Below are 25858 nucleotides of genomic sequence, written 5' to 3' on the forward strand. Positions count from 1 at the left end.
AGCGCCGGCATGAATCCCATGCCTCCCGCGCTCCCCCAACCGGCCGGGCCAAGGCCATAACAAGCATGGATACTCAAATGATTGCCGATCTTCTGCTGGACGCTGATCTCGCCGAACAGACCACCGACGCAGACTCGACCTTCGCGCAGCGCCATCCCTTGCAAATCGCAGTTTGCCTGCGCAAGCTGATGGCCGGACAAGACTTCGTGACGGTGGAGTTCAACGGCCGCCAGATCGTCACGCAAATGCTTGATGTCGATTCGCGCAATGCCCGCTTTATCTTCGACGCCGGCAGTACAGAGCTGGACAATTACGCGCTTCCGGCTGCACGTCAGTTGATTTTCCGCAGTTTGCCAGGTGGCATTCGCACGGAGTTCATGACGCTCAACGCAGACCCAATCCAATTCGAAGGACGCCCGGCTTTCGAGGCAGCTTTCCCTTCGCTCCTGTACTACGTTCAACGCCGCGAATTCTTCCGCGTGCAAACGCCCGTGCTGGATCCGTACATCGCTTGTGGGCCGTATGCGGATGGCGACGGCGGCTCGTTCCGGATGGAACTGCAGGATCTTTCATTGGGCGGCGTGGCGTTGAAAACCGCCGACGAGCGCTTCGGCTCGCTTGAAAGCGGCACTGTATTGCGCGACGTCACGCTGCAACTCGGCAGCTTCGGTACGCTTCGCCTCGATCTGGAAATCGTCGCGCCCCGCCAATTGACTACGCCGAAGGGCGACCGGCGCTTCGTGATCGGCTGCAAGTTCGTGCAGACGCCGGGGTTGGCTGAGCGGACCTTGCAGCGCGTCGTCACTCAACTCGAAACGAAGCGTCAAACGCTCGCGCAGCGCAGGTAAGTGCCTTCAGGCACGGTCGTCGCGATTCTCGCGGTTTGACCAGATTTGCAGTCATCGCCTTAAAAATGGCTACTTTCGTCCGCTACTGAGTACCTTCGCGACGGCAGCCCGTGTCGTCGCTAAAGGTCGTTTAAGACTTCAATTCGCTTACAAGCGAGCCAGGACTTTCCCCAAGTCCCGGTGCTCGATCTTGCATCGCATCACTGCCGCCAAGCCCCGTCACGTAAGGCCCACCGCCATGGCGGCCGCATCGGCACGTTAATGTCCGTCCCGATCGCGTCCTTGACGAACGTCGTCATGCCTGCTGTACTAAATCAACTAAAGTGATTTAAGCAGCCAGTTTCGGACTGCCTCGAAATCGCTTCAGGTTCCAAACCAGATTGCAAACAGGTAGCAAACAGGTGGCAAACGCGCAGCGTTCGCGTGCGCCACCGCCCGCAGTTCACAACGTCGTGGCCAATAACCGGAGGAGCGTCCCATGAATCTGAATTCCCGCAGGCATCCTGTCGCCAGGAAAATCGTGTCGATGTGCGTCGCGGCATCGGCCGTGTGGTGTGCGAGCGCGAGCCAGGCGGCCGACCAGCCCGTCGTCGGACTCATCACCAAGACCGACACGAATCCGTTCTTCGTGAAGATGAAACAGGGCGCCGAAGCGGCTGCCTCGAAAGACGGTGCCAAGCTGATCACCGCGGCCGGCAAGTTCGACGGCGATAACGCGAGCCAGGTCACCGCCATTGAAAACATGATGACGGCTGGCGCGAAAGCGATCCTGATCACGCCGAGCGATACCAAGGCAATCGTGCCGAGCATCAAGAAAGCGCGCGCCGCCGGCGTGATGGTGATCGCACTCGACACGCCGACCGATCCGCAAGATGCCACGGATGCCCTCTTCGCCACCGACAACTTCAAAGCCGGCGTGCTGATCGGCAAGTACGCAAAAGCCGCCATGAACGGCAAGCCCGCGAAGATCGCCACGCTCGACCTCGCGCCCGGCGTCTCGGTCGGTGTGCTGCGTCATAACGGCTTCCTGGAAGGCTTCGGCGTGAAGGAAGGCGATCCGTCGATCGTCTGCAGCCAGGACACCCGAGGCGATCAGGCGAAGGGCCAGACGGCGATGGAAAATTGCCTGCAGAAATCGCCGGATATCAACGTGGTCTACACGATCAACGAACCGGCCGCGGCGGGTGCGTATCGCGCGCTTAAAGCGGCGGGCAAGGACAAGAGCGTGATGATCGTTTCCATCGACGGCGGCTGCGAAGGCGTACGTAATGTGAAGGCTGGCGCGATTGCTGCGACCTCGCAGCAGTATCCGCTGAAGATGGCCTCGCTTGGCGTGACGGCGGGTGTCGACTATGCGAAGACTGGAAAGAAGGTCTCCGGCTATCAGGATACGGGCGTGACGCTGATCACCGATAAGCCGATGTCCGGCATCGACAGCAAGGATACGAAGTTCGGCCTCGACAACTGCTGGGGCAACAAGTAACGCGCGTTGAACGGCGGCCCGCTCTGCTGGGCCGCTCAAGTATCGCCGGACGGCCGGCCCCGGATGACCGGCCTCCCGGATCGCCGGCCGCCGTTTTTACCGCGTGGTCTGCCCACCACGCTCATGCATTGAGGACACCTATCATGTCGACTCCTTCCGCGCCCGTCGGCCACTCGCGCCCTTTCACCGACCGCTTGCCGTCGCTCGCTGAAATCGGGCCGCTAATCGCCCTGCTGCTGGCCTGCGGCTTCTTCATTTCGCAGAGCGACCGGTTCCTGTCGTTCCAGAACCTTTCCCTGATCCTGCAACAGACGATGGTGGTCGCCGTCATCGCCATCGGCCAGACGCTGATCGTGCTGACAGGCGGGATCGATCTGTCGTGCGGGATGGTGATGGCGTTTGGCTCGATCATCATGACCAAATTCGCGGTCACGCTCGGTGTGCCGCCGATTCTCGCGATTCTGTGCGGCGTCGCCGCGAGCACGCTGTTCGGCGCGCTCAACGGCGTGCTGATCACGCGGATCAAATTGCCCGCCTTTATCGTCACGCTCGGTACGCTGAACATCGCATTCGCGCTCACGCAGATTTATTCGAACGCAGAGAGCGTGTCGAATCTGCCGGACGCGATCATGTTCCTCGGCAACACGTTCAAACTCGGCCCCGCCGACGTCACCTACGGCACGGTGCTCACGCTGCTGATGTACGTGGCGACGTGGTTCGTCTTGCGCGATACCGTGCCCGGCCGGCATCTGTATGCGCTCGGCAATAACCCTGAAGCCGCGCGCCTGATGGGCCTCTCGTCGCAAAAGATCTTGCTCACGGTGTATTCGCTGGCCGGCGCGATCTACGGCATTGCCGCGCTGCTGTCAGTGTCGCGCACCGGCGTCGGCGATCCGCAGGCAGGGCAAACCGAGAACCTCGACAGCATTACGGCGGTGGTGCTGGGCGGCACAAGTCTGTTCGGCGGACGCGGCTCGATTTCCGGCACGCTGCTCGGCGCGCTGATTGTCGGTGTGTTTCGTAACGGCTTGACGTTGATCGGTGTCTCTTCGGTCTACCAGGTGTTGATCACCGGCATGCTCGTGATTCTCGCGGTTGCCGCTGACAAACTTTCCCATCGTCGCGGTTGAGCACTCAACCGCAATTATCCTGCATGGAGACTGTCATGCCGACACCTACTTCCGCCTCTGCCGTGATGCCCGTTCTGCAGGCGCGCGGACTCGTCAAACGCTACGGCAACGTCACCGCACTCGACGGCTGCGATTTCGAAGTGCTGCCCGGCGAGATTCTCGCCGTGATCGGCGATAACGGCGCGGGCAAGTCGTCGTTGATCAAGGCGCTTTCGGGCGCCACCGTGCCCGATGAAGGCGAAATCCTGCTCGACGGCAAGCCGGTCAAATTCCGCAGCCCGCTGGATGCACGCGCTCAAGGCATCGAAACCGTGTACCAGGAACTCGCGGTGGCGCCCGCCATGAGCATCGCCGAAAACCTGTTTCTCGCCCGTGAGCTCGTCAAGCCGGGCTGGCGCGGTTCGATCTTCAAGATGATCGACAAGCGCCGCATGCTCGACGAAGCCACTGCGCACATGAAGGATTTGCAAATCGGCATCCGTTCGATGCGCCAGGCGGTCGAAACGCTCTCCGGCGGCCAACGTCAAGGTGTGGCCGTCGCGCGCAGCGCGGCGTTCGCGCGGCATGTGGTGATTCTCGACGAACCCACGGCCGCACTCGGCGTAAAGGAAGGCAACATGGTGCTCGAGCTGATCCGCCGCGTGCGCGAGCGCGGCCTGCCGGTGATCCTGATCAGCCACAACATGCCGCACGTGTTCGAAGTCGCGGATCGCATCCACATCCAGCGGCTCGGCCGGCGTGCTGCGTTGGTCAACACCAAAGACATCCACATGTCGGAGGCCGTGGCGATCATGACGGGCGCGAAGGAAGCGGACGTCAAGGCGATTGCATGATGCATGCATCCCGCTGAGGGGCACACGACGATGGAAACCACCGGGACACGTTCACTTCTCAAACGCACGGTCGGCTCGAATCAGGTCGGCATGCGGCAGTTCAACGAACGGATCGTCCTGCAGACGATCCGTTTGCACGGACCGCTGCCGAAAGCCGAAGTGGGCCGTCTCACACGCCTGTCGATGCAGACGGTGTCGATGATCGTCGACCGTCTGATCGACGACGGCCTGCTCGAGAAGCAGGCGCGCGTGCGCGGCCGCATCGGTCAACCCTCGGTACCGATCGCGTTGCGCGCCGACGGCGCGTACACCATCGGCATCAAGGTGGGGCGCCGCAGTCTCGACGTCCTGGCGATGGATTTCGCCGGCCACGTGGTGTGTCGCGACGTATTCGAATATGCCTATCCCGACCCGCGCACGCTATTCCCGGCGCTCGAAAGCAAACTGGCGCGCGTGAATCAGACGCTCGGCGCGAAGGCGAACAAAGTGGTTGGCGTGGGCGTGGCGGCGCCGTTGTGGCTCGGCGGCTGGCGCGATTTTCTCGGCGCGCCGCCCGACGCGCTGGAAGCGTGGCACGAGATCGACTTGCGCAGCCGTATCGCGACGATGACGGGCTTGCCCGTCGAGTTCGCCAAAGACACCACCGCCGCCTGCGCGGCCGAACTCGTGATGGGCCAGGGGCGTGGGATTCACAATTTTCTCTATCTGTTCGTCGGCACGTTTATCGGCGGCGGCCTGGTGATCGACGGCCGTCTGCATGGCGGGCCGCATGACAACGCTGGTGCTGTCGGTTCGATTCCGTTGAGAGACGGCAGCACGCGCAAACCGGCAACGCAGTTGCTGCACGCGGCGTCGGGTTTCGTTCTGGAAAAGCTGTTGATCGACGCGGGTGCACCGTCCGCCGCCGCGCATGATCATCGCGCGTTATCGCCTGAACTGTGGCGGCAGACCGAACAATGGCTCGATACCGCTTGCCCTGCGATCGCCAGTGCGTTGACCAATGCGGCTGCCCTGCTCGACCTGGAAGCGGTGGTGATCGACGGCGAGCTCGACCGGCAACTGGTCCGCGAAATCATCCGCCGAACCGAACGTGTGCTCGATCGCTTCGAATGGGAGGGAATGGTGCGGCCGCAACTATTGGAAGGCACCATCGGCGCCGATGCGCGGGCAATGGGCGGTGCGATTCTGCCGTTGTACGCACATTTCGCGCCCGTGCACGAGCTGTTCCTTAAGCCGGCAACGGACGCGGAATATTAGGCGCCAATGCTCATTGTGTGGCCACCTTCGCTATAGAAGCGGTTTTGGCAGGCGGGTTTTGCAGCAACGGCTGCAAAACCGGCGCCAGCGACTTGAGCAACTGCACCGACAGCGCACTCGTGAAGTCGTAATGGGCCGCATAGGGCTCATGCACCCAGGCGGTTAGCGTGCCGTAAAAGCGGTCTCCCATCACAAACACGAAGGTTGCGCTGCGGTTCACCTTGCGCGACTCGATCAGGCGCGCGCCTTTGGCCCACACATTGAAGCGCTGATCGCCGGTGCCAGTCTTGCCGTAAATCTCAAGTGTCTGACCATCAGGGAACGTCATGCCCTGCGCGAGACGCTTAGCCGTACCGCCCAGTACAACATCACGCAACAGCCCCCTGACAACTCCAGCGATCTCCGGCGACAACTGCTGCTGCGGCGCCACCGCCGCGCGCTGGAAATGCGTTTCGTACGGCGTGTCTTTCGCGAAGTCGAGTTGCGTGAGAGTTTCGGTCGGCACCTTATTGCCGCCGTTGGCAATCACCCCAATCAGTTGCGCGAGCGCGGCCGGCCGGTCGCCGGACGCGCCAATCGCCGCCGCATACGACGGCGTGAGCGTCGCGAACGGATAACCGAGCGCCTGCCACGACTTGCCGATCGCATCGTACGCACGCAGTTCGACCATTCGCTTGATGCGGCGGTCCTGAGTGGCGTGATAGCGAGTCTTGAAGAGCCACGAATAAGTCGACAGGCGCACGTCGCGGCTCGCGTTTTCGATCTGGTCGAGCGTCGCATCGGGATGGGCGCGCAGATAGTTGAGGGTCCACAGTTCCAGCGGATGCACGCTCGAAATGTAGCCGCGATCGTTCAGATTGAAGCGGTCGATCGCATACTTGTCGTACAGGTTCGCCAGATCCTCGTCGTCCAGCATGGAGGCCGCCGGCGTGTTCTTCAACGCGGCACGCATCTTCGCGTTGAACCATGCATTCGATTCGTCCGGTGCGACGCTGCGCAACACCGTCGCCACTTTAGGCGGCGATTTGCGCACGCCGAGCAGCAGCAAGGTCAGCTGCTGTTCAGGCGTTTTGCCGTGGTACTTCGTGTAGAAACGATTCATGTACACGCGGCTTTCCTGGTCGGCGAAACGCGTGAGATACATCTTGCGGATCGCCGGATCGCCCAACCATTGCGACGACGGTCCGGTCGTCTGCACCATCTCGTAGTGGACGATATCGCGCATCAGCCGCACGAACACCAGATTCACCGAATGCTGGAATGCGCGGTGCACGGTGAGAATGCGGCTGTTGTCGTCGGAATCGAAGTTGTTGAAGCTCTGCGCGCCGCCGCCCGTATAAAACGTTTCGCCCGGACTCGCCGAGTATTTGCGTTCCACAGCCGCATCGAGCATGGCTTGCAGCGAGCGATCCGAGGTATGCGCCAGATAATCGAGCGCCCAGCGCGTAAGCTGGTCATTCGGATCGGGCTTCACGGCTTTCAGCTCCGCTGTGCTCAGCGGGGCATAACGCGCATGCAGGTCGGAGACGATCTGCAAATACGTCACCACGGTACGCATTTTCGCGGTTGAACCGAGATTCAGCCGCGCGCCCGAGTTGATATCGAACGGCTGGTTGACGCTGTCGGTTTGCACCCGCACGAGGTTCGCACCGTCACGCCGTTCAAACAGCGTGAAGCTATAGGCGATTCTCGACGGATCGTCGGAGGCGCGCAGCATCTCATAGCCGACGATCCCGGCGGCTTTTGCGCCATCGCGCGTCGCGGCGGCGGCGAGGCGTTCACTCACGGCTTGCTGCACGGCATTGTTGAGCGTGCCCGTTGCCTGCAAGTCGAGCCGGTCGAGTTCATAGAAACTCGGAATGCCGAGCGCCGCCAACAGATGCGAGCGCATCGACGTCACGGCCTTGCGCGACACGAATGAGTCCGCGTTCTGCGTATTGTTCGGTGTGTGCCGCAGATCCACTTGCGCCGACAGTGCGGCATCGCGTAGCACAATCGTTATGACACCGCCGTTCGCCAACAACCGTATATAGCTATCCGTCAGACGTTCGAGTTCGGCGTAGCCGTGACGCAGGTAATACGACGGCGCGCGCTGCGCGATCATCAGCGAAAGTACCTGACGAAACGCCTCGCCCTGCTCGGCAAGATTCGCTTCTGTCGACGGTGCCTTGAGAATGCGGTTGACGTCGTTGAAATCGCGGCCGTACCAGGCGGCCAGACCATCGCCAATCCCGTTGATTTCGCCGATACCCGGTTGCGCGGCAAGCGGCACCGAGTTGAGGTAATGGACGACAATCTGCTGGCGCGCGGGCATGGTCTGCGGGCCATTCAAATAGGCGCGTACCGAGGCCGATGCGATTTGCCGCAATTTCTCCGGCGGCGTTACCGTGCGCCCGCCCGCCGAGTGGCGGAACTTCTCGATCTGCGTAGCGAGCGTGCTGCCGCCGGGCGTCGACTGATGCCGGTTGAACACGCGCGCGCCCTGGTCGACTAGCGCGCGGCTAAAGCGCCCCCAGTCGATCGCCGGATTACGGTTCGGCTGATCCGGATCGAGCAGATAGCGGTCTTCGATAAACAGCAGCGAATTGACGACAAGCGGCGGAATCGAATCGAAGCTGTCATACACGCGGCCCGGAAACTGTGCACCAAAGAGCGGCGCGCCGGTACCGTCGAAGAGTTGCAGCCCCGCCTGATCTTTTTCCTCGTAGGGAATAAATAAACCGTTATCGGCCAGCGACAGCATCCGCTCGGAATCCCGCGACTGTGCGCTGATTTCAAACCCGCGTTGTAGCAGTCGTTGCTGGAACGAAGGCAGCAACGCGTAGCCGAGGCGGCTGTCGTAGGGGCCTTTGTCTGCCTGCGGAAATCGGATGGAATGACTTGGACCGCTTTCGACGGAGAAACCTACGTCGCGCGTGAGTTCGGAGAGATAGCGCGCCTGCAGTCGCGATGTTTCGATCTCGACCTGGATAAAGCGGGCCGCCAAAGCCAGCGCGAACAGAAACGCCGCTGCCAGCCCCCATTTGAGCCACTTCCTGACGGGCGCCGTGCCTGTCGCGCGTAGCGGTAACCGAACCAGTGGCCGATTCATGGCTGCTCTCCCCGAGCGTGCGCCATGCTCTTCAATTCGGCGCACCTTCGATCAAGTGTAGCGCGGAAAACGAGCATGCAATCGGTTCAGATTTACCCGAGAGTGTCGCCGCAGCAACACCCCATCACAAGACATGGCGAAGCGCCGATTAGCGTGAGATGATAGTGGACGTCTTTCGTAAGTCGAAAACCGCTTCTTCAGGCGGTTTTTTGCTTCTGCATCGCCTGATTCACGACTTGCCCCGACTTTCGGCTCCGCAACAACTCGATGAACTGCTCAGCCGGCGGTGACAGCACGCCGCCTTTGCGCGTCACAATGCCGAAGGTTTGCGACGGCGACTTCAGTTTGACCGGCACAAAGCGCAACATTTTCTGCCGCACGAACAACTCGGCGATCGCGGTCGGTAAGAGTGACACCAGATCGGCACTGCTTTGCAGTAACGCAACTGTCACAAAGGTGGAGGCGGTCGAGATCGGGTTGTCCGGCATCTCGAGCCCAGCCAGATCCATCTCCCGTTCGAGCAATGCGTGCAACGGCATATGCGACGGATACATCACCCAGCGGTGGCCGGCCAGGTCGCGCAGTTTCACTTCCTTCCTGGGCAATGGCGGATGGCCGTAACCCACGACCACGGATAAGGGCTCGTCATCGAGCGGATGGTAGTGATATTTCGACGGATCGGCGGCGACTGCCGCACGGCCGATCACCAGATCGAGCCGGCCTTCGTCGAGCTGCAGCAGCATGCGCGCGCTCGTGTCTTCCATCACTTCGATCGTCAGGCCCGGCTGCCCGGCATGCAGATCATTCAGCGCCGGCACGACGCACTCGGGAATCGCACCCATGATCGCCCCGATCGCGAGACGGCCGCCGCGCCCCGAGCGTATCTCGGCGACGTCCTGGCACAGCGCAGTGAGGTCCGTCGCTACCAGCCGCGCGTAGCGGATCACGCAGTGGCCGAGCTGGTTCGGAATCATGCCGCTCTTCGAGCGCTCGAAGAGCGGCGCCTCGAGCATCGACTCCAGTTCCTGTAAGGCCTTGCTGGCGGCCGATTGCGTCATCGACATCGCGCCGGCCGCTTTGTGCAGCGAGGTGTGGTCGTCTAGCGCGATCAGCAATTGCAGTTGCTTCATGCGCAGTCTCGACAGCAGAACGTTCAGGGTGTCTTTCATGGCTTGCCGCGAACCCGCGGGGGTGAGTCGCAAAAGCGATCACAAGATGGAAACAATTCAATATACCCGCCGTGCACGCCGCCGTATAGTCAGCCGTGGAGACATTCAAAGACCCACGCCTGACCACCTCAGCGCAACGCACATTGCCATGACCCAAACACACAACCCAGCTCCGATGCGCGGCGTATTTCCCGTCGCGCCGACCATCTTCGACGAGGCCGGCCGTCTCGACCTGGAAGGCCAGAAACGCTGCATCGATTTCATGATCGACGCGGGCTCCAACGGCCTGTGCATTCTGGCCAACTTCTCCGAGCAGTTCGCGCTGTCCGACGACGAGCGCAACACGCTGATGCACCTGGTGCTCGAGCACGTCGCCGGCCGCGTGCCGGTGATCGTCACGACCACGCATTTCAGTTCGCACCTGTGCGCTGAACGCAGCCGCAGCGCGCAGGCTGCAGGCGCCGCGATGGTGATGATCATGCCGCCGTATCACGGCGCGACGATCCGCATTGGCGAGCGCGGCATCTATGAGTTCTATCGCACGGTGTCCGACGCAATCGGGATTCCGATCATGATCCAGGATGCGCCGGTGAGTGGCACGCCGTTGTCCGCAGCGTTTCTCGCGCGCATGGCCCGTGAACTGCAGAACGTTTCGTACTTCAAGATCGAAGTGCCGCAGGCAGCGAACAAGCTGCGCGAACTGATCGAACTGGGCGGCGCTGCCGTGGTGGGTCCGTGGGATGGCGAAGAAGCGATCACGCTGATGGCCGATCTCGATGCGGGCGCAACCGGTTCGATGACTGGTGGCGGCTACGCGGACGGCATCCGTTTGATCGTCGACGCCTATGCGGCGGGCGACACCGATGCGGCCGCCGCCCACTATCAGCAGTGGCTGCCGCTCATCAACTACGAAAACCGCCAGGGCGGCCTCGCGTCGTGCAAGGCTTTGATGAAAGAAGGCGGTGTGATTCGATCGGACGCGGTGCGCCATCCGTTGCCGCCGATGCATCCGGCCACGCGTGCAGGCTTGCTGAAAGTCGCGCGGCGGCTCGATCCGCTGGTGTTGCGCTGGGGCGGTTAATGCAGGCCGGCAGCCCGCGCGGGAAAACCACATATAAGGCCAGGCTGAAAGTGAGTACCATAGGCTCGCAAGCTCACCACACCACTTTCCATGACCGCCAATCCTCGAGAACTGACGCCGGAAACCCTCGCCGAGTTGCTCGAACGCATTGCCAAGGAAGACACCGCGGCACTGCGCGAGCTATATGATCTCGCCGCCCCGAAACTGTTTGGCCTTGCGCTTCGTATATTGAGCAAGCACGAGTGGGCCGAAGAAGTATTGCAGGACAGCTTCGTCAATATCTGGCGTTTTGCCGGCGACTACCGCCGGGCACTGTCCGCTCCGATGACGTGGATGTCGGCGATCGTCCGGAACCGTGCTCTCGATCACCTGCGGCGGGTGAGCAAGCAGGAAACAGAATGGAGCGATGCGTTGGACGATCTTGTGGCGAGCGGCGATCCGGATCCCGAAGCACTGACCGCGGTCAGCCTGCAGGCACGTCTGCTGGCCGGCTGCATGCAGCAGCTGGACCCGGCGCAGCGTCAGGCGGTTGCGCTCGCCTACCTGCGCGATCAGAGCCATAGCGAGATCGCCGAAGTGCTGACCGTGCCGCTCGGCACGGTCAAATCCTGGATCCGGCGCGGCCTTGCCAAGCTGAAGACCTGCCTGGGAGGTGAGTGATGAATCTCCATCGCTATCCTCAGCTGGTCGATATGCTGGCCGCCGAGTATGTGCTCGGTACCTTGCGGGGTGGCGCCCGGCGTCGCTTCCAACGGTACGCGGACCACGATACGGTCATTCGTCAGGCCGTCGAAGAATGGCAGCGGCGGATCTCACCGTTGGCCGAACTCGCGGAGCCGCGCATGCCGCCCACCGCCGTGTGGGATGCCATCGAGCGGCGCCTCGGCCTGACGTCGGTACGTGAAGCGGCGCGTGAGGCGGCACGACCGCGCACCGTGGTCGAAAAACCCGCGCGCCCGTCCGGCAGCATTTTCGAGAGCCTCGCGTTCTGGCGTGGCTGGGCAATCGGCGTGACAGGGTTCGCCGCGGTCGCCGTGGTGGTCGCGGTGCGCTCGCTGCTGCCGTCCGGTGTGACGCCCTCCACGGCGCCGATCGTCGCGCAACAGCCGGAAACGGCCGTTTCGCATGTCGCGGTGCTGAATGACAAGGAAACGCATCCGGTCATGCTGGTCGCGTGGGACGAAGCTCACTCCACCATGACGCTGCATCCGCTCGGCAAGGTCGATTTGCCGGCCGGACGGGCGATGGAGCTGTGGGGCATTCCGGCCAATGGCCATCCGGTGTCGCTCGGCATGCTGCCGGACAGCGCCAACGGCAAGGTAACGGCCGGTCAGCAAAAGCCTGAGCGCTACGCGGCGCTGGCGGTCTCGATCGAAGCGCCGGGCGGCTCGCCCAATCACAACGCGCCTACGGGTCCGGTGGTGTTCAGCGGCAAGCTGCTGCCGGTGTCCTGAACCGGTTGAGCACCAGCGAGCAAGGCCGGTATTCGCTTTTTTGCGGATGCCGGCCTTCTGTTTAACCGATCCGAAGTGCAAGGATTGTCAGATGGCTGGACGCGGGCGCACCGTTGCCGCTACCCTAGCTGCATGCAAAGCTTTTACGAAGCCACCGTTGCCCGCTCTGCCGGGCGCTCGTCCGCTTACGCGCCGCTAACGGGGCGGCGCAGCGCCAACGTCTGCATCATCGGCGGCGGCCTCGCGGGTTTGTCCACGGCGTTGGGACTCGCCGAGCGCGGCGTCATCGACGTCGTCGTACTCGAAGCCGAACAGGTCGGCTTCGGCGCCTCCGGCCGCAACGGCGGATTCGTGTTCGGCGGCTACAGCCTCGATTGCGCGGATCTGCTGAAAACCCTCGGACCAGCCCGCGCGCGCGAACTCTATACTCTGACAACCGACGCCGTCGATCTGATGCGTAAGCGCATTCAGCGCTACCGCATCGATTGCGACGTGACCGATGCCGGCGTGATCCTCGCCAACTGGTTCGACGAACCGGCAAGGCTCGACACGCAACGGCGCCTGATGCGGGATTCGTTCGGTGTCGAGTGGGAACCCGTGGCGGCTGCGGCGCTCGCGTCACAACTGAAGACGAGCCGTTATCACGGCGGTCTGTTCGAGCGCAACGCGTTCCACTTTCATCCGCTGAAATATGTGCTCGGTGTCGCTGACGCCGCAGCTAACGCGGGCGTACAGATTCACGAAAAGTCGCCCGTTGTGCGCTTGCGGCCTGAAGGCTCGGATTTCGCGGTGCATACGCCACACGGAACTCTCGATGCGCGCCACGTCGTGATGGCCGGCGGCGGCTATGCGCGCAATGTCTATGCACGGGTCGAACGCGCGGTGTTGCCGATCGCCACCTACGTGATGGCCACCGAGCCGCTCGGCGCGCGCCTGAAAGACGCGATGGACACCCGCGCCGCCGTCTACGACACGCGCTTCGCCTTCGACTACTACCGCCCGCTGCCCGACACACGCATCCTGTGGGGCGGCCGCATCTCGGTTCGCGACCGCGCGCCTGAGGTCATCGCGCGGTTGCTGCGGCGCGATCTGCTGAAGGTCTATCCGCAGTTGCACGACGTGCGCATCGAACACGCCTGGGGCGGCCTGATGAGCTACGCGCGGCACAAGATGCCGCAAATCGGCCGCAGCACGGACGGCATCTGGTACGCGGTCGGCTTCGGCGGGCACGGCATGGCGCCCACCACCGTCTCGGGCGAATTGCTGGCGGCGGCCATCTCCGGCGAACGGCCGGTGCCCGACGCGTTCGCGGCCTTCGGCCTGACGCGCACCTATGGCGCGCTCGGTCTCGCGGCCGCGCAACTCACCTACACCACCATGCAGACGCGCGACGCCCTCGCCGCCCGGCGCCCCTCAATCCGGCAGACGCCGTGACCCGACTCAACAGGCGGATCAATATGCGGCCGCTTATGCCGGAGACCCGCTCCTGAGGCCGATTTCGCCATGCTAGAATGCGCCGTCACCGCCGCTCGAAAATACGATGAAAAAGGGAAGCAAGGCCGCCGAGCCTGATACCACCGGCATCGCGTCCAACGCTCCGCGTGCCGACGCCCGACGCAAGTACGATCCCGAACAGACGAAGCGCAACATTCTCGAGGTTGCGACCCAGGAGTTCTCCGCGATGGGGCTAACGGGTGCGCGCGTCGACGCGATCGCGGAGCGCACGAACACGACCAAGCGCATGCTGTACTACTACTTCGGCAGCAAGGAAGGGTTGTACCAGGCCGTGCTGGAAAAGGTGTACGGCGACATTCGCGCACTCGAACAGGATCTGCACGTCAGCGAACTCGATCCGATCGAGGGCATGCGCGCGCTGGTCGAGTTCACGTTCGACTATCACGACCGCCAGCGCGACTTCGTCCGTCTCGTGACGATCGAGAACATTCACGGCGCGAAGTACGTCGAGCAGGTGAAGAGCTTCAAAGGCCGCAACGTCACCGTCATTCATACGATCGAAGATCTGCTCTCACGCGGTATCGCGGCGGGACTGTTCCGCAGCGACGTCGATGCGATCGATCTGCACCTGATGATCAGCTCGCTGTGCTTTCACCGCGTCGGCAATCGCCATACCTTCGGTACGGCGTTCGGCCGCGATCCGTCGCACCCGCGCCTGCGTGCGCGTCATCGCGCGATGATCGTCGACGCCGTGCTGCGTTTCGTACGCAAGGAAGACTAAGGCAAGACTGAAACGAAAGAAGGGGGACGTGGCATCGCCACGTCCCCCTTCTTTATTGCATCAGGCTGTTGGACCAAACCGTGCGGCTCAATCCACCAGCACGATCCGCTTGATATCGCCGACGATAAAGATGTACGACAGCGCGCCGATCAACGCGACCGCGCCGATGAACACCAGCGCACCGACAAACGAGCCGGTTGCCGCGACGATGAAACCCACCACCAGCGGCGTGACGATACCGGCCAGATTGGCGGCAAAGTTGAAGATGCCGCCGGTCACACCGAGCAGACCGTCCGGCGCGATGTCCGACACCAGCGTCCAGCCTAGCGCCGCCATCCCCTGCGCGAAAAACGCCACCGACAGAATCGCGATCACCACCACGTTGCTCTCGACATAGTTGGCGAGAATGATCGTCGACGCGAGCAGCAGGCCGGCAATGATCGGCAGCTTGCGCGCCACATTCGGCGACTTGCCGCGACGCAGCAGCCAATCGGAGAAGATGCCGCCGAACATCACGCCGATCGACGCGGCAATGAACGGCATGATCGCGAAGAAGCCGATCTTCAGCCATGCCATATGGCGTTCGGTGGCGAGATAGGTGGGGAACCAGGTGAGGAAGAACACCAGTGTCGAGTTGCCGGCGAACTGGCCAAGGCAGATGCCGGTCAACTGACGATGCTTGAGCAGGCGTCCGATGGTGCGCCATTCAAAACCGCTCTTGGCCGATGCAGCCGGTGCGCTGGAAGAATCGGCATCTTTCTTCCCGTGTGTCAGACCGCCGCCTGCTTCGATATAGTCGAGCTCCTCCTGATTAGCGGAAGGATGATCGTGCGGCTCGCGATAGAACATCCACCAGATCACACCGAACACCAGACCCACACCGCCCACCACGTAGAACAACGAACGCCAGCCGAATGCGCCCATCAGCATGAACATGAACGGGCTGAAAAACGCGAGGCCGATATATTCGCCGACGGTATATGTGCCGGTCGCCATTGCGCGTTCGCTCTGCGGAAACCATGTGGCGACCACACGGCTATTGGTCGGAAAGCACGGTGCTTCCGACACGCCGAGGCCAAGCCGGAACACGAACAACGCGCCGATGCCATGCACGAGCCCTTGCGCCAGCGTGAACAGCGACCAGAACGTCATCGACAGGAAATAGGTCAGCTTGCTGCCGAAGCGGTCGAGAAACAGCCCGCCCGGAATCTGCGACGCTACATAGCTCCACGAGAACACGGAGAACAGCAACCCCATCAGCGCGGCATTGATGCCGAGTTCTTTGGTCAACTGCGGCGCCGCGATGCCGAGCACCGTGCGGTCCAGATAGTTGATCATCGTGCCGACCGCTAGCAGCCCGAGAATCTGATAGCGGGCTTTCGAGCGGCGCGCGGTGCTCGCCGTGGCATTCGTTTGGGCCGTTGCATCGGCGGGGGTGGATTGAATGGGTTGTGGCATGGCGTCTCTGTCTCCTCGGTCTGGTTGTGTACCCGGTTGTGCACGGCTCGCGTGCTACCGGTTTAGCGTCCCCCGGGGGGACTTCCTGCGGGGCGTTGCAACAAGGACTGGAAATGCGTGTAAACGCGCTCGGCGTCGGGCTCGAGACCCGTGAAGATACGCATCGCGTCGACCGCCTGATACACCGCCATGCCGCCGCCGCTCAGCGTGCGGCAGCCGAGCGCTTCCGCTGCCTGCAATAACGCGGTGCGGATCGGAAAATAGACGATATCCGCTACCCACAAATCGCGGTGCAGCAATTCGACCGGCAATGGCAAGCCCGGCAATTTCGCCATGCCAGTAGGCGTCGCATGAATCAGGCCATTCGCGGCGGCGAGCGAATCGGCCAGCGAACTGCCGGCGCTGACGGCGGATGCGGGGAAACGCTTCTGCAATTCCGCAGCTAGCGATGCGGCGCGCGCGGCGTCCACGTCGAATAGCGTGAGCGTTTGCGCGCCCATCGTCAGCGCGGCATGCGCGACCGCCGCGCCCGCGCCGCCCGCGCCCAGTTGCACGACGCGCTCCAGCGACACATCCGGCAGTCCGCGCTGGAATGCACGCGCGAAACCGGACCAATCGGTGTTGTGGCCGATACGTTTGCCGTCCTTGAACAGGACTGTGTTGACCGCGCCAAGTGCGCGCGCGTCGTCGGACAATTCGTCGAGCAGCGGGATCACGGCTTGCTTGCACGGGTAGGTGATGTTCAGTCCGTTGTAGCCCATGCGTTCGGCGGCGACGAGCAAATCGGAGAGCGCCGTGATGTCCAGCTTCAACGCTTCCAGATCGATGCGCCGATACACATAGTGCAAGCCGAGCTTGCTGCCCTCCTCCTCATGCATCGCCGGGGTGAGCGATCCGCCGATACCCGAACCGATCAGGCCGACGAGAAACGATTTTGCGCTCGCTTGAGTGTTCGCTTGTGCGTTCATTTCGCCGCCCTATTCTTAAGGATGACCGCCATCCGCTCCAGAGCAAGCACATAGCCCTGCGTGCCGCAGCCGACGATGATCGCCTCGGCCACCGCCGACACGTACGAGTGGTGCCGGAACGCTTCGCGGCGATGCACGTTTGAAATATGCACTTCGATGACAGGCTTTTCGATCGCGGTGAGCGCGTCGGCAATCGCCACCGAGGTATGCGTGTAAGCCGCCGGATTGATCACGACGCCGTCGACCTTGGTACGCGCCGCATGCAGCCAGTCGATGAGTTGATGCTCGGCGTTCGACTGACAGAAGTCGACCGACAGATCCAGCCGGTCGCCCGCATCGCGGCAGAGTTTCGCGACGTCGTCGATCGTTTCCGAGCCGTAGATGGCCGGCTCACGCGTGCCGAGCAGGTTGAGATTCGGTCCATTGAGGACCAGCACTGATGCAAAACTCATGACGACCACTCCTGCAAAGATAAGACATAAAGCGGGCCACAGCACGCGCCGCGGCGCTACAACGTAAGCGCAGTGTGCGCGCATTGGCCGCAATCGTCATTCGGGGTTTATACGAATTTGTACCATCTAGTTAGTTTGTATAAACTGTCGAAAATTTCGGTTAACGCGGGTGTTTTCAATCTTCGAGTTGCTGGCCGCGGGTAACTAGCTGGACCATTTTGCGCATTGCAGCATGGCGGACCGCAAAGTATGCGGACGCTGCACAGCGGCCGTTTCGCGCCGTCCCAACAGTCGTTTCATCGTTTTTGCAGGAGCCGTTCATGCAGCGTTCGATTGCCACCGTGTCGATCAGCGGGACCCTCATCGAGAAGCTGACCGCAATCCAGGCAGCCGGCTTCGAAGGCGTCGAGATCTTCGAGAACGACCTGCTGTATTTCGACGGCTCGCCCGCGGACGTGCGGCGCATCGCCGAGGATCTCGGGCTGAAGATCATGCTGTTCCAGCCGTTCCGCGATTTCGACGGGGTGAGCCCGGAGCGCCTCGAGCGCAATCTGGATCGGGCGAAGCGCAAGTTCGACGTGATGCACGAACTGGGTACGGACCGGATTCTGGTGTGCAGCAACGTCTCGCCCGATACCATCGGCGACGATTCGCTGATGACCGACCAGCTGGGCGCGTTGGCCCGCGCGGCCGAAGCGGCCGGCGTAATCGCCGGTTATGAGGCGCTTGCATGGGGCAAGCACGTGAAGACCTACCGCCATGCGTGGAAGCTGGTCAACGCGGTGAATCATCCAAATCTCGGGCTCGTGCTCGACAGCTTTCATACGCTGTCGCTAAACGATACGGTGGACGCGATCGCGGACATTCCGGGCGACCGCATCGCCTTCGTGCAAATCGCCGACGCGCCGAAGCTGGCCATGGATGTGCTCGAATGGAGCCGCCATTACCGCTGTTTCCCGGGTCAGGGCGATTTCGACCTGGCAGGTTTCACCGCGCAGGTCGTGAAAACCGGCTACTCAGGGCCGCTTTCGCTCGAAATTTTCAATGACGGCTTTCGCGCCGCACCGACCACCATCACCGCGGCGGACGGCCATCGCTCGCTGTTGTTCCTCGAGGAACAGACTCGCGCGCTGCTTGAGTCCACGCAGCAACCGGTCGGCAAGCTCTATCAATCGCCCGCTGCGCCCGCTCATGTCGGCTATCAGTTTCTCGAGTTTGCCGTCGACCACACGACCCGCGCGCATCTCGTCGACTGGCTCGGCAAGCTGCGCTTTCGCCAGGCCGGCCAGCATCGTTCGAAAGATGTGACGCTGTTTCAGCACGGCGCGGCGTCGATCGTGCTGAACGCCGAGCCGGATTCATTCGCCAACGCCTTCTTCCAGCAGCATGGGTTGTCGCTGTGCGCGTCGGCGTTTCGCGTGGACGACGCCAATCAGGCGTTCGAACGCGCCGCCGGGTTCGGCTACGCGCCGTTCTCAGGGCAGATCGGCCCGAACGAACGCGTGCTGCCCGCCGTGCAGGCGCCCGACGGCAGCCTGAACTATTTCGTCGACGAGACGCCGGACCAGCCCACCCTGTTCGAAGCCGATTTCGTGCTCACCGACGTCAATGGTCCGGCCGAAGTGGGGCCGCTCACGCGCATCGACCACGTCTGCCTGTCGGTGCCGGCGCCTTCGCTGGATACGTGGGTCCTGTTTCTGCGCACTGCGCTCGGCTTCCAGGCCGAGCCGGGCGTGCTGGTGCCCGATCCTTATGGGCTGGTGCGCAGCCGCGCGCTGCGCAGTCATGACGGAACGGTACGCATCGTACTGAACGCGTCGGTGGACCATCACACGGCGGTAGCTGAGGCATTGCACACTTACCATGGCTCGGGCCTGAACCACGTCGCGTTCAGCACGGGCGATATCTTCAACGCAATTCCCGAGTTCGTCGCCGACGGCCTGCCGGTGCTGCGCATCCCGCGCAATTACTACGACGACCTCGCCGCCCGCTATGCGCTGCCAGACGAGACGCTCGAGGCGCTGCGCGCGCACAACATCCTGTACGACCGGGACGAACGCGGCGGCGAGTTCTTCCACGCGTACACAGAACAACTGGACCAGCGCTTTTTTATGGAAATTGTCGAGCGGCGCGGCGGCTACGACGGCTACGGCGCGGCCAATGCGGCTGTGCGGCTCGCGGCGCAGGCCCAGCGCCGCAAATAGGCGCGTTCGGCCAGCCACGCCACAGGACGGCGGTATTCGGCCTGCCGTCTGCTGATTCCGGCAGATCGGGCACGGCGCATGCTTCATCGGCTCAGGCGGGCGCGCCGCACCGATATAATGGCGGTTGATCCGCGGCCCGGTGCCGCGCGCACTCAGCCCCACACGGGCATCGCGCGCACCGTCGTCCGAATGAAACGCCAGGAGAGATATGAAGAAGTTTGCCGTAGTCCTGTCAGTTCCCCTGCTTCTCAGCGCTTGCGCGTACTTCCAGAAGAACCCGGATGCCGGCGAGCCCGTTACGGACACCACCACGCAGCGCTCGGTCAACGACGTGGTCGCCTGCCTGACGCAAGTGGCAACCAGCCACAACGCCGCGTTCAAGTCGGCCGCGATCCCTCAGGGCCAGATGCTCGACTTCGGCGATTCGAATATCGTCAAGGTGCGCAGCGACAATGGCGCGACCACCTATCGCTTCTACGCGGGCACACGCCACGTAGGCAATCTTTGGATTGAATCGGCGAGCAAAACCTGCGCGCCGTAAGGTAAGCAAAGGTAACAATCGGCCAGGTGTAACGGTCGGTAACTTGTTCCGGCGCAATCATAATGTCACGGTGTTACAGGACAATGGTGTCTTAAGAATCGTTTAAGACTTCATCCGCATGATCCGTTCGACACTATCCCGCACAAGGTGCGCTCCATGAACCAGCCCGACCACAACACGAATGAGACGACAGCGCCAGCGAAGCGGCCCACGATTCTGCGCCGCCTGCTGAGCCACCACGAACTGGCGACGCTGCTGCTGTTGCTGCACGCGCCGATCGACGCGTCCGCGAAACCCGAGATTCCGCAGCTTCACGAAGCCGGCTTGATCGAAACGGTTTCCGGCCAGGCAGGCGCCTCGCATATCCGTCTGACACCCGAAGGCAACGCAGTGCTGCGCGGGCTCGGCGTAAAATAAGGCGGGTTTTACATTTTAATTACGCCTGCCATACGCCGTACCCCGCCTCACGCAGTCCAATCGCCAATTCCACTTCCATATCCTGTGCGCCGCGGTAAGGCATTGGATTGAATACTTCATACAACTCGGGCACGAGGCGCAGGCCGTAATCGCGCACGTAGCGATTTGCCTGAATGCCGGCTTTGTGCCGGTCGAATCTCAGATCCGGGTCCAGTCCCGTCATTCCTACATACACGCATGGCTTGTCGAACCGGTAATCCGGATTCGCGCGGCGAAAGCGCGCCTCGTTCCAGACCTTGTCGTCGAGCGCGACAACGTAGACGTAGTAATGATGCTTGCGACGAACCATGTGGGCGGCAGATCAGCTTCGCGAGGTTCCGTGCAGCAGCATGCGGTACTCCGTCGGCGTGATGCCGACGGTCGCCTTGAATTGGCGCGTAAAGGCGCTGTGGTCGGTGTAGCCGCAGAGCGCGGCGACATCGGTGACCTTGTCGTGCGAAACCAGCAGCGCGGTGGCGGCGTCCAGCCGCGTTTTCAGCAACACCTGGCGCGGCGTCAAATGAAACACTTTGTGAAAGTAGCGCTCCAGTTGCGCCACCGACATATCCGCCATGGCAGCAAGCTGTTTCAAATTTAACGGCTGCACGTAATTTTCCTGGATGGACTGCACCACTGCAGCCAGCCGGCTGTAAGCAGGATGACTGCTTTCGTCCGCTTTCAGATCGCGGGAGATGCCGGCGAGGCCGACCACCTTGCCCGCCGGATCACGCAACGGCTGCTTGCAGGTCAGGCACCAACCCGGCTGGCGGCCGGGATACAGGTGCAGTTCAAGTTGATCGATCATCTGGTTGCCGACGTTGATGATCGCTTCGTCCTGTGCGGTATAGATGCGGCCGAAGCGGCGCGGGAATACGTCTTCGGCGGTCTTGCCGAGCAAAGCGGCCTTTTCCTTGAAACCGCAGCGCGAGGCCAGCGTGCGATTGACCAGTGCATAGCGAGCGTGCGCGTCCTTGACGAAAAACACGACGTCCGGCATCGCGTCGAACACGGGCTCGAGCAGCGTGAAATGCGACAGCATGCCGGACAGCGTTGCGTCGTCCGGTTCGAGCGGATGAGCCAGCGTGTTCATCGTACGGGTTCCGTGGTCGGTGCGGTTGTGCGTTGGTCGGCGCTTGAGTCGATGCGCTCGCCGAGCGCTCAACAGTGCATTTGCGCGCGCGTTTGCCGGTACGTTCGTCCGTACGGCTACGCAGGCGGGCGCCTGCGGTTGATTATAGGGCCGTGCGGTTGGTGACAATATCCAGGGGACGTACGGTGCCTGGGTCACTCGGCCGGCTGCTGCTCCGCGCTCGCCGCCATCAAGGTGCCGATTTGCGCAGGGCTGAACGGCGGGCGCGGCGCTGCGGCCTGCCAGCCGAAATACAGCCCAGCCGCTGCGCCGCAGATTCTCCCCTGGCATGCGCCCATTCCGCAGCGGGTATGCAGCTTCGCCTCGCGCCAATCTGGATAGGCGCGCACCTCGCCGATGCTGACGTCTTCGCAACGACAAAGCAGCGTGGCATCGTCGGGTAGCGTGCGCGCGGCCGCTTGCAGCGCAAACGCCGCTTCGACGCGCTTGCCGAAACGCCGCCAGCGGGCTCGTTGCACATGCAGCGCGCTGCGGCTTGCGAGGGCGCCGCTTGCCGAAAGACCCGCGATCTCACCTTCCACACCCGCCAGCTCCGCGCCGCCGACGCCCGTGCTTTCGCCTGCCGCCAGCACGCCTTCGACCGAAGTCCGCTGCTCGCCGTCGACGACGATCTCACCCGCCTCGCTGATGGCACAGCCCAGCGCTTGTGCAAGCGTGATATTCGGCACGAGTCCATAGCCGCAGGCGATGCGCTCGCAGTCAAGCGTCAACTCTCGCTGCCCGCGCCGAATCGTCACGCGCTCGACGCGGCCATCTCCATGCGCTTGCCGGACGATGCTGCCAGTCCAGTAACGCACGCCCGCGAAGCCGCGCGTCATGGCAACGGCCTGCCGCAACTTCGCCGGCTCGCCCAGCAGAGAGACTCCGAAGCGCGCAACCTCGAGTGCCGACGCCTGCTCAACGACCGCCACCACCTGTGCTCCGGCAGCACGCGCGGTGGCGAGCGCGGCGACCAGCAAAGGTCCGCTGCCCGCAATCACGATCCGTTCGCCGCGCACCGGCATGCCGCCTTTGATGAGTGCCTGGAGCGCGCCTGCACCCGTTACGCCGGGCAGCGTCCAGCCGGCAAATGGTAATAGCCGCTCGCGTGCGCCGGTCGCGAGGATCAACCGATCGTAGCTGACAGACACGCCACCCTGCTCAGCTGACTCAAGCAGCAAACCGCGCGGACCCAAAGGCGCGATCACGCGAGTCGACGGGAAAAGGGTGACGTTGTTTTGCGTCTTCAAGGCGGCGAGCAACCCGTGCAGCGGCGCTTGCGGCGGATGGCCCGGACCTTGCCGCCAGATTTGGCCACCGGCGCGCGGGTTATCGTCGAGCAGCGCGACCGTGGCGCCTTCGCGCGCCGCTGCCTGCGCGGCGGTCAACCCAGCCGGACCGGCGCCCACCACAACGATATCGAAGTGCTGCTTCATCGCGTGCCCGTGGTGGTTGTGGCAGTGGTACCCGTGGCGTTAGTCCCCCTGCCCACATTGGTCCCGTTCATCCCGCCGTTCTCGCTGGCCGCGTTGAATACGTCGGTCGCATCGGTCACGTTGGCCACGCTGGCAGTCGCAGTGGTGCAAACCACCTGCCCTTCGCGGCAAAGCGTCTGACACGCCAACGCATACAGCCGGCCGTCGATAGTGACGCGGCATTCCTGGCACACGCCCATCCCGCACAGTGCTGCGCGCGGCTGGCCGCTCACCGACGTCCGCGTGCCGCCGACGCCCGCAATGACAAGCGCCGCGGCCACCGTCGTACCCGCTTCAACCTCGACGCTTCTACCGTCTATCGTCAAATGGAGGCGTGCTGCATCAGCGTTAGACATGGGCCACCTTTTGCGCAAAACGAACCGGCAGATACGGCTCGACAGGAATCGGCGCGGCGTTCCCAGTGATTTGCGCGGCGAGCAATTTTGCGGTTGCCAGTGAGGTCGTCACGCCAAGACCTTCGTGTCCGACAGCGAGCCACGCGCCAGGTGCAAAATCGCCTGCCGGACCGATCAACGGCAAACCATCAGGCGACGCCGCGCGAAAGCCGGTCCACGCGCGGATGCCATTGAGCGTCGGCAGGACCGGCAGATACTGCGCGGCGCGCTGCAACATCTGAGCGAGCACCGGCATGTCGACAACGGGATCGGTTGTATCGAACTGGCGCGAGGACCCGATCAGCAGTTGGCCCGTGGGGCGCGGCTGCGCATTGAATGCCACGGAGGTGCCGGCCGCATGGTGCGCGCTCTTGATGTAGCCGAGTTCGAGCAGTTGATGGCGAATGAGTTCGGGGTAACGGTCAGTGATCAGCAGATGACCTTTCTTCGGCTGCAACGGCAGCGACGGCAGCAGTTGTTGAGCGCCCAGGCCATTGGCAACGATCACATGCGCAGCGCTGATGCGCTCGCCATCGGCCAGCGTCACGCCGCCAGCGCTGACTGCAGCAACCCGCGTGCCGAGCCGCACACGGATATTCTCGACTCCTGATGATTGCGTCAGCAGCCATTCGGAAACAGTGGGCGCATACACGATACTGTCGTGCTCGATCCGCAAGCCGCCCGCCATCGATGCCGCCAGCGCCGGCTCACATGCCCGCAGCGTAGACGCGTCGAGCAGTTGTGCGGAGATGCCCTGCGCTTCGAACGCGGCATGCATGGTGCAGGCGGCTTGCCACTCTTCCTCGTCGGCGGCGACCCATAAGGTACCGCAGCGCGTGAACGCGTCGCGCATGCGCAACTGCGGCGCAAGTGCCAGCCACAACTCGCGCGAATAGCGGCTCAAGGTGAATTCCGCGGGAGAGTCGTTCATCACGACAATATGGCCCATGCCCGCCGCCGTCGCGCCGCCGCCGATGCCCTGTGCGTCGAGTACCTCGACGCGCATGCCGAGCGCGGCCAGTTCCGCCGCGCAAGCCGCGCCGACAATGCCCGCCCCGACGATCAACGCATCCGCTGTCATGCCGTGCGGATGCCCCACGCGAACGGATCGCGCTCGTCGAAACACAAACGCCCTTCGGCCATGATGTGCGCGTGGCCGGTGATGGTCGGAATCACCGAGACACCGTCGGCGGCGTGACGATAGCTCGCCTCGAATACGCTGCCAATGATGCTCTCCTGCCGCCACACCGCGCCTTCGGGGAGCTTGCCGTCGGCGGCGAGGCAGGCGATTTTCGCGCTCGTGCCTGTACCGCACGGCGAACGGTCATACGCGTTGCCGGGACAGAGGACGAAACTGCGGCTGTCGATGCCGTCGCGCGAGCCGGGTCCAAAGAGTTCGATGTGATCGATCAAGGCGCCGTCCGCGCCGGTGATACGCTGCGCGGTCAGCGCATCGCGAATTGCCGCGCTGAACGCGGTCAACTCAGCGATACGCGCCGCCTCCAGCGTGCGCCCGTGGTCGGCGACGAGAAAGAACCAGTTGCCGCCCCAGCCGATGTCGCCACTCAACATGCCGTAGCCCGGCACGTCCACCTGCACGCCTTGCCGGTAGCGATAAGCCGGTACGTTGCACACGGCCACACTGCCGTCCTCGTTGAGGGTCGCTTCGACGATGCCGACCGGCGTCTCGATCCGATGACGTCCCGGCCCGATCCGCCCCATATGAGCGAGCGAGACGACAAGACCGATCGTGCCGTGCCCGCACATGCCGAGGTAGCCTACGTTGTTGAAGAAGATCACGCCGGCCGCGCACGCAGGGTCGTCCGGCTCGCACAGCAGCGCGCCGACCACCACATCCGAGCCGCGCGGTTCGGTGACGATGCCCGCGCGCCAGTCGTCGAAATGCGTGCGAAACATGTCGAGACGCTGCGCCAGCGAGCCGCCGCCAAGCTCCGGGCCACCCGACACCACCAGGCGGGTCGGTTCACCGCCGGTGTGCGAGTCGATGATGTCTAAGGTTTTCATGATGCCCATGGTAGGAATACTGGGCGTCGGAGTCTTGGTGCGCTTAAGCGTAGATTGTGACGATTTCGGCATAATCATTCTGCCCGCCCGCCAATCTGCCGACCTTTGAAAACGGGCAGGATCCACACTTGAACACCGCCCAACAGCCTGACTAAAGAGGGCGTGCAAGGCCA

Annotated in this window: 23 protein-coding genes and 1 pseudogene; 13 read left to right on the top strand and 11 right to left on the bottom strand. The window is 62.9% G+C overall.

Features of this window, described 5'->3' with window-relative positions:
* Positions 1–77: 77 nt before the first annotated feature.
* The 5 genes from KHO31_RS16535 (at position 78) to KHO31_RS16555 (ending at position 5551) form a co-directional block, all read left to right on the top strand.
* On the top strand, positions 78–848 hold the full coding sequence (locus KHO31_RS16535; RefSeq protein ID WP_201075984.1) for a flagellar brake protein: 771 nt from the start codon (positions 78–80) through the stop codon (positions 846–848).
* A 478-nt stretch (positions 849–1326) separates the two neighbouring features.
* Entirely contained in the window at positions 1327–2331 is a 1005-nt protein-coding gene (locus KHO31_RS16540) for a sugar ABC transporter substrate-binding protein (RefSeq protein ID WP_201075983.1), read from the top strand.
* 143 nt (positions 2332–2474) lie between these two features.
* The gene (locus KHO31_RS16545; protein ID WP_201075982.1) at positions 2475–3461 is read left to right on the top strand and encodes an ABC transporter permease; all 987 of its coding nucleotides are present in this window, start codon (positions 2475–2477) and stop codon (positions 3459–3461) included.
* 35 nt (positions 3462–3496) lie between these two features.
* Complete coding sequence (locus KHO31_RS16550) at positions 3497–4294, top strand: ATP-binding cassette domain-containing protein (RefSeq protein ID WP_201075981.1); 798 nt, start codon at positions 3497–3499, stop codon at positions 4292–4294.
* Positions 4295–4324: 30 nt separating this feature from the next.
* On the top strand, positions 4325–5551 hold the full coding sequence (locus KHO31_RS16555) for an ROK family transcriptional regulator (RefSeq protein ID WP_211623735.1): 1227 nt from the start codon (positions 4325–4327) through the stop codon (positions 5549–5551).
* Between the two features lie 10 nt (positions 5552–5561).
* Here KHO31_RS16555 and KHO31_RS16560 read toward each other — a convergent pair whose 3' ends face one another.
* Positions 5562–8642, bottom strand: coding sequence for a transglycosylase domain-containing protein (locus KHO31_RS16560; protein ID WP_201108381.1), 3081 nt, complete (start codon positions 8640–8642; stop codon positions 5562–5564).
* A 197-nt stretch (positions 8643–8839) separates the two neighbouring features.
* The gene (locus KHO31_RS16565) at positions 8840–9811 is read right to left on the bottom strand and encodes a LysR family transcriptional regulator (RefSeq protein WP_201075975.1); all 972 of its coding nucleotides are present in this window, start codon (positions 9809–9811) and stop codon (positions 8840–8842) included.
* A 148-nt stretch (positions 9812–9959) separates the two neighbouring features.
* On the opposite strand from KHO31_RS16565, the gene KHO31_RS16570 reads away from it, so the two are divergent.
* The 5 genes from KHO31_RS16570 (at position 9960) to KHO31_RS16590 (ending at position 14582) form a co-directional block, all read left to right on the top strand.
* Positions 9960–10892 (top strand): dihydrodipicolinate synthase family protein, encoded by a 933-nt coding sequence (locus tag KHO31_RS16570; protein ID WP_201108382.1) that lies wholly within the window; start codon positions 9960–9962, stop codon positions 10890–10892.
* A gap of 90 nt (positions 10893–10982) precedes the next feature.
* On the top strand, positions 10983–11552 hold the full coding sequence (locus tag KHO31_RS16575) for an RNA polymerase sigma factor (protein WP_201075971.1): 570 nt from the start codon (positions 10983–10985) through the stop codon (positions 11550–11552).
* A complete protein-coding gene (locus KHO31_RS16580; protein WP_201075970.1) occupies positions 11552–12346 on the top strand; it encodes an anti-sigma factor in 795 nt (264 codons plus the stop codon). Before KHO31_RS16575 ends, KHO31_RS16580 begins: the two co-directional genes overlap by 1 nt.
* A gap of 132 nt (positions 12347–12478) precedes the next feature.
* Positions 12479–13780, top strand: a complete 1302-nt coding sequence (locus KHO31_RS16585; RefSeq protein WP_201075969.1) for an NAD(P)/FAD-dependent oxidoreductase — start codon at positions 12479–12481, stop codon at positions 13778–13780.
* A 106-nt stretch (positions 13781–13886) separates the two neighbouring features.
* Entirely contained in the window at positions 13887–14582 is a 696-nt protein-coding gene (locus tag KHO31_RS16590) for a TetR family transcriptional regulator (protein ID WP_201075968.1), read from the top strand.
* 87 nt (positions 14583–14669) lie between these two features.
* Here KHO31_RS16590 and KHO31_RS16595 read toward each other — a convergent pair whose 3' ends face one another.
* The 3 genes from KHO31_RS16595 to aroQ all read right to left on the bottom strand — a co-directional run bounded on the left by KHO31_RS16595 (position 14670) and on the right by aroQ (position 17460).
* Positions 14670–16040: an MFS transporter gene (locus KHO31_RS16595; protein WP_201075967.1), complete on the bottom strand. Its 1371-nt coding sequence runs from the start codon at positions 16038–16040 to the stop codon at positions 14670–14672.
* A 62-nt stretch (positions 16041–16102) separates the two neighbouring features.
* Positions 16103–17008 carry a shikimate dehydrogenase gene (locus tag KHO31_RS16600; protein WP_211623738.1) on the bottom strand — a complete coding sequence of 302 codons (906 nt, stop codon included), beginning with the start codon at positions 17006–17008 and terminating at the stop codon, positions 16103–16105.
* Positions 17005–17460, bottom strand: a complete 456-nt coding sequence (gene aroQ, locus KHO31_RS16605) for a type II 3-dehydroquinate dehydratase (RefSeq protein WP_211623741.1) — start codon at positions 17458–17460, stop codon at positions 17005–17007. The genes KHO31_RS16600 and aroQ overlap by 4 nt, the downstream gene beginning before the upstream one ends.
* A gap of 320 nt (positions 17461–17780) precedes the next feature.
* On the opposite strand from aroQ, the gene KHO31_RS16610 reads away from it, so the two are divergent.
* The 3 genes from KHO31_RS16610 (at position 17781) to KHO31_RS16620 (ending at position 20622) form a co-directional block, all read left to right on the top strand.
* A complete protein-coding gene (locus KHO31_RS16610) occupies positions 17781–19664 on the top strand; it encodes a bifunctional sugar phosphate isomerase/epimerase/4-hydroxyphenylpyruvate dioxygenase family protein (RefSeq protein WP_211623743.1) in 1884 nt (627 codons plus the stop codon).
* A gap of 208 nt (positions 19665–19872) precedes the next feature.
* On the top strand, positions 19873–20205 hold the full coding sequence (locus KHO31_RS16615) for a hypothetical protein (protein WP_211623745.1): 333 nt from the start codon (positions 19873–19875) through the stop codon (positions 20203–20205).
* A gap of 156 nt (positions 20206–20361) precedes the next feature.
* The gene (locus KHO31_RS16620) at positions 20362–20622 is read left to right on the top strand and encodes a hypothetical protein (protein ID WP_201075958.1); all 261 of its coding nucleotides are present in this window, start codon (positions 20362–20364) and stop codon (positions 20620–20622) included.
* A gap of 19 nt (positions 20623–20641) precedes the next feature.
* Here KHO31_RS16620 and KHO31_RS16625 read toward each other — a convergent pair whose 3' ends face one another.
* The 6 genes and pseudogenes from KHO31_RS16625 to KHO31_RS16650 all read right to left on the bottom strand — a co-directional run bounded on the left by KHO31_RS16625 (position 20642) and on the right by KHO31_RS16650 (position 25694).
* Positions 20642–20971, bottom strand: a complete 330-nt coding sequence (locus KHO31_RS16625; protein WP_201075957.1) for a hypothetical protein — start codon at positions 20969–20971, stop codon at positions 20642–20644.
* 12 nt (positions 20972–20983) lie between these two features.
* On the bottom strand, positions 20984–21751 hold the full coding sequence (locus tag KHO31_RS16630) for an AraC family transcriptional regulator (RefSeq protein ID WP_201075956.1): 768 nt from the start codon (positions 21749–21751) through the stop codon (positions 20984–20986).
* 194 nt (positions 21752–21945) lie between these two features.
* Positions 21946–23226 (bottom strand): FAD-dependent oxidoreductase, encoded by a 1281-nt coding sequence (locus tag KHO31_RS16635; protein ID WP_201108383.1) that lies wholly within the window; start codon positions 23224–23226, stop codon positions 21946–21948.
* Positions 23227–23369: 143 nt separating this feature from the next.
* Positions 23370–23621 (bottom strand): annotated as a pseudogene (locus tag KHO31_RS39310) ((2Fe-2S)-binding protein); the annotation flags it as partial.
* A complete protein-coding gene (locus KHO31_RS16645) occupies positions 23614–24741 on the bottom strand; it encodes an NAD(P)/FAD-dependent oxidoreductase (protein ID WP_201076102.1) in 1128 nt (375 codons plus the stop codon). The gene KHO31_RS16645 and the pseudogene KHO31_RS39310, both read right to left, overlap by 8 nt.
* Entirely contained in the window at positions 24738–25694 is a 957-nt protein-coding gene (locus KHO31_RS16650) for a 4-hydroxyproline epimerase (protein ID WP_201075953.1), read from the bottom strand. The genes KHO31_RS16645 and KHO31_RS16650 overlap by 4 nt, the downstream gene beginning before the upstream one ends.
* Between the last annotated feature and the right edge of the window lie 164 nt (positions 25695–25858).

The organism is Paraburkholderia domus (assembly GCF_905220705.1).
Lineage (GTDB): Bacteria > Pseudomonadota > Gammaproteobacteria > Burkholderiales > Burkholderiaceae > Paraburkholderia > Paraburkholderia domus.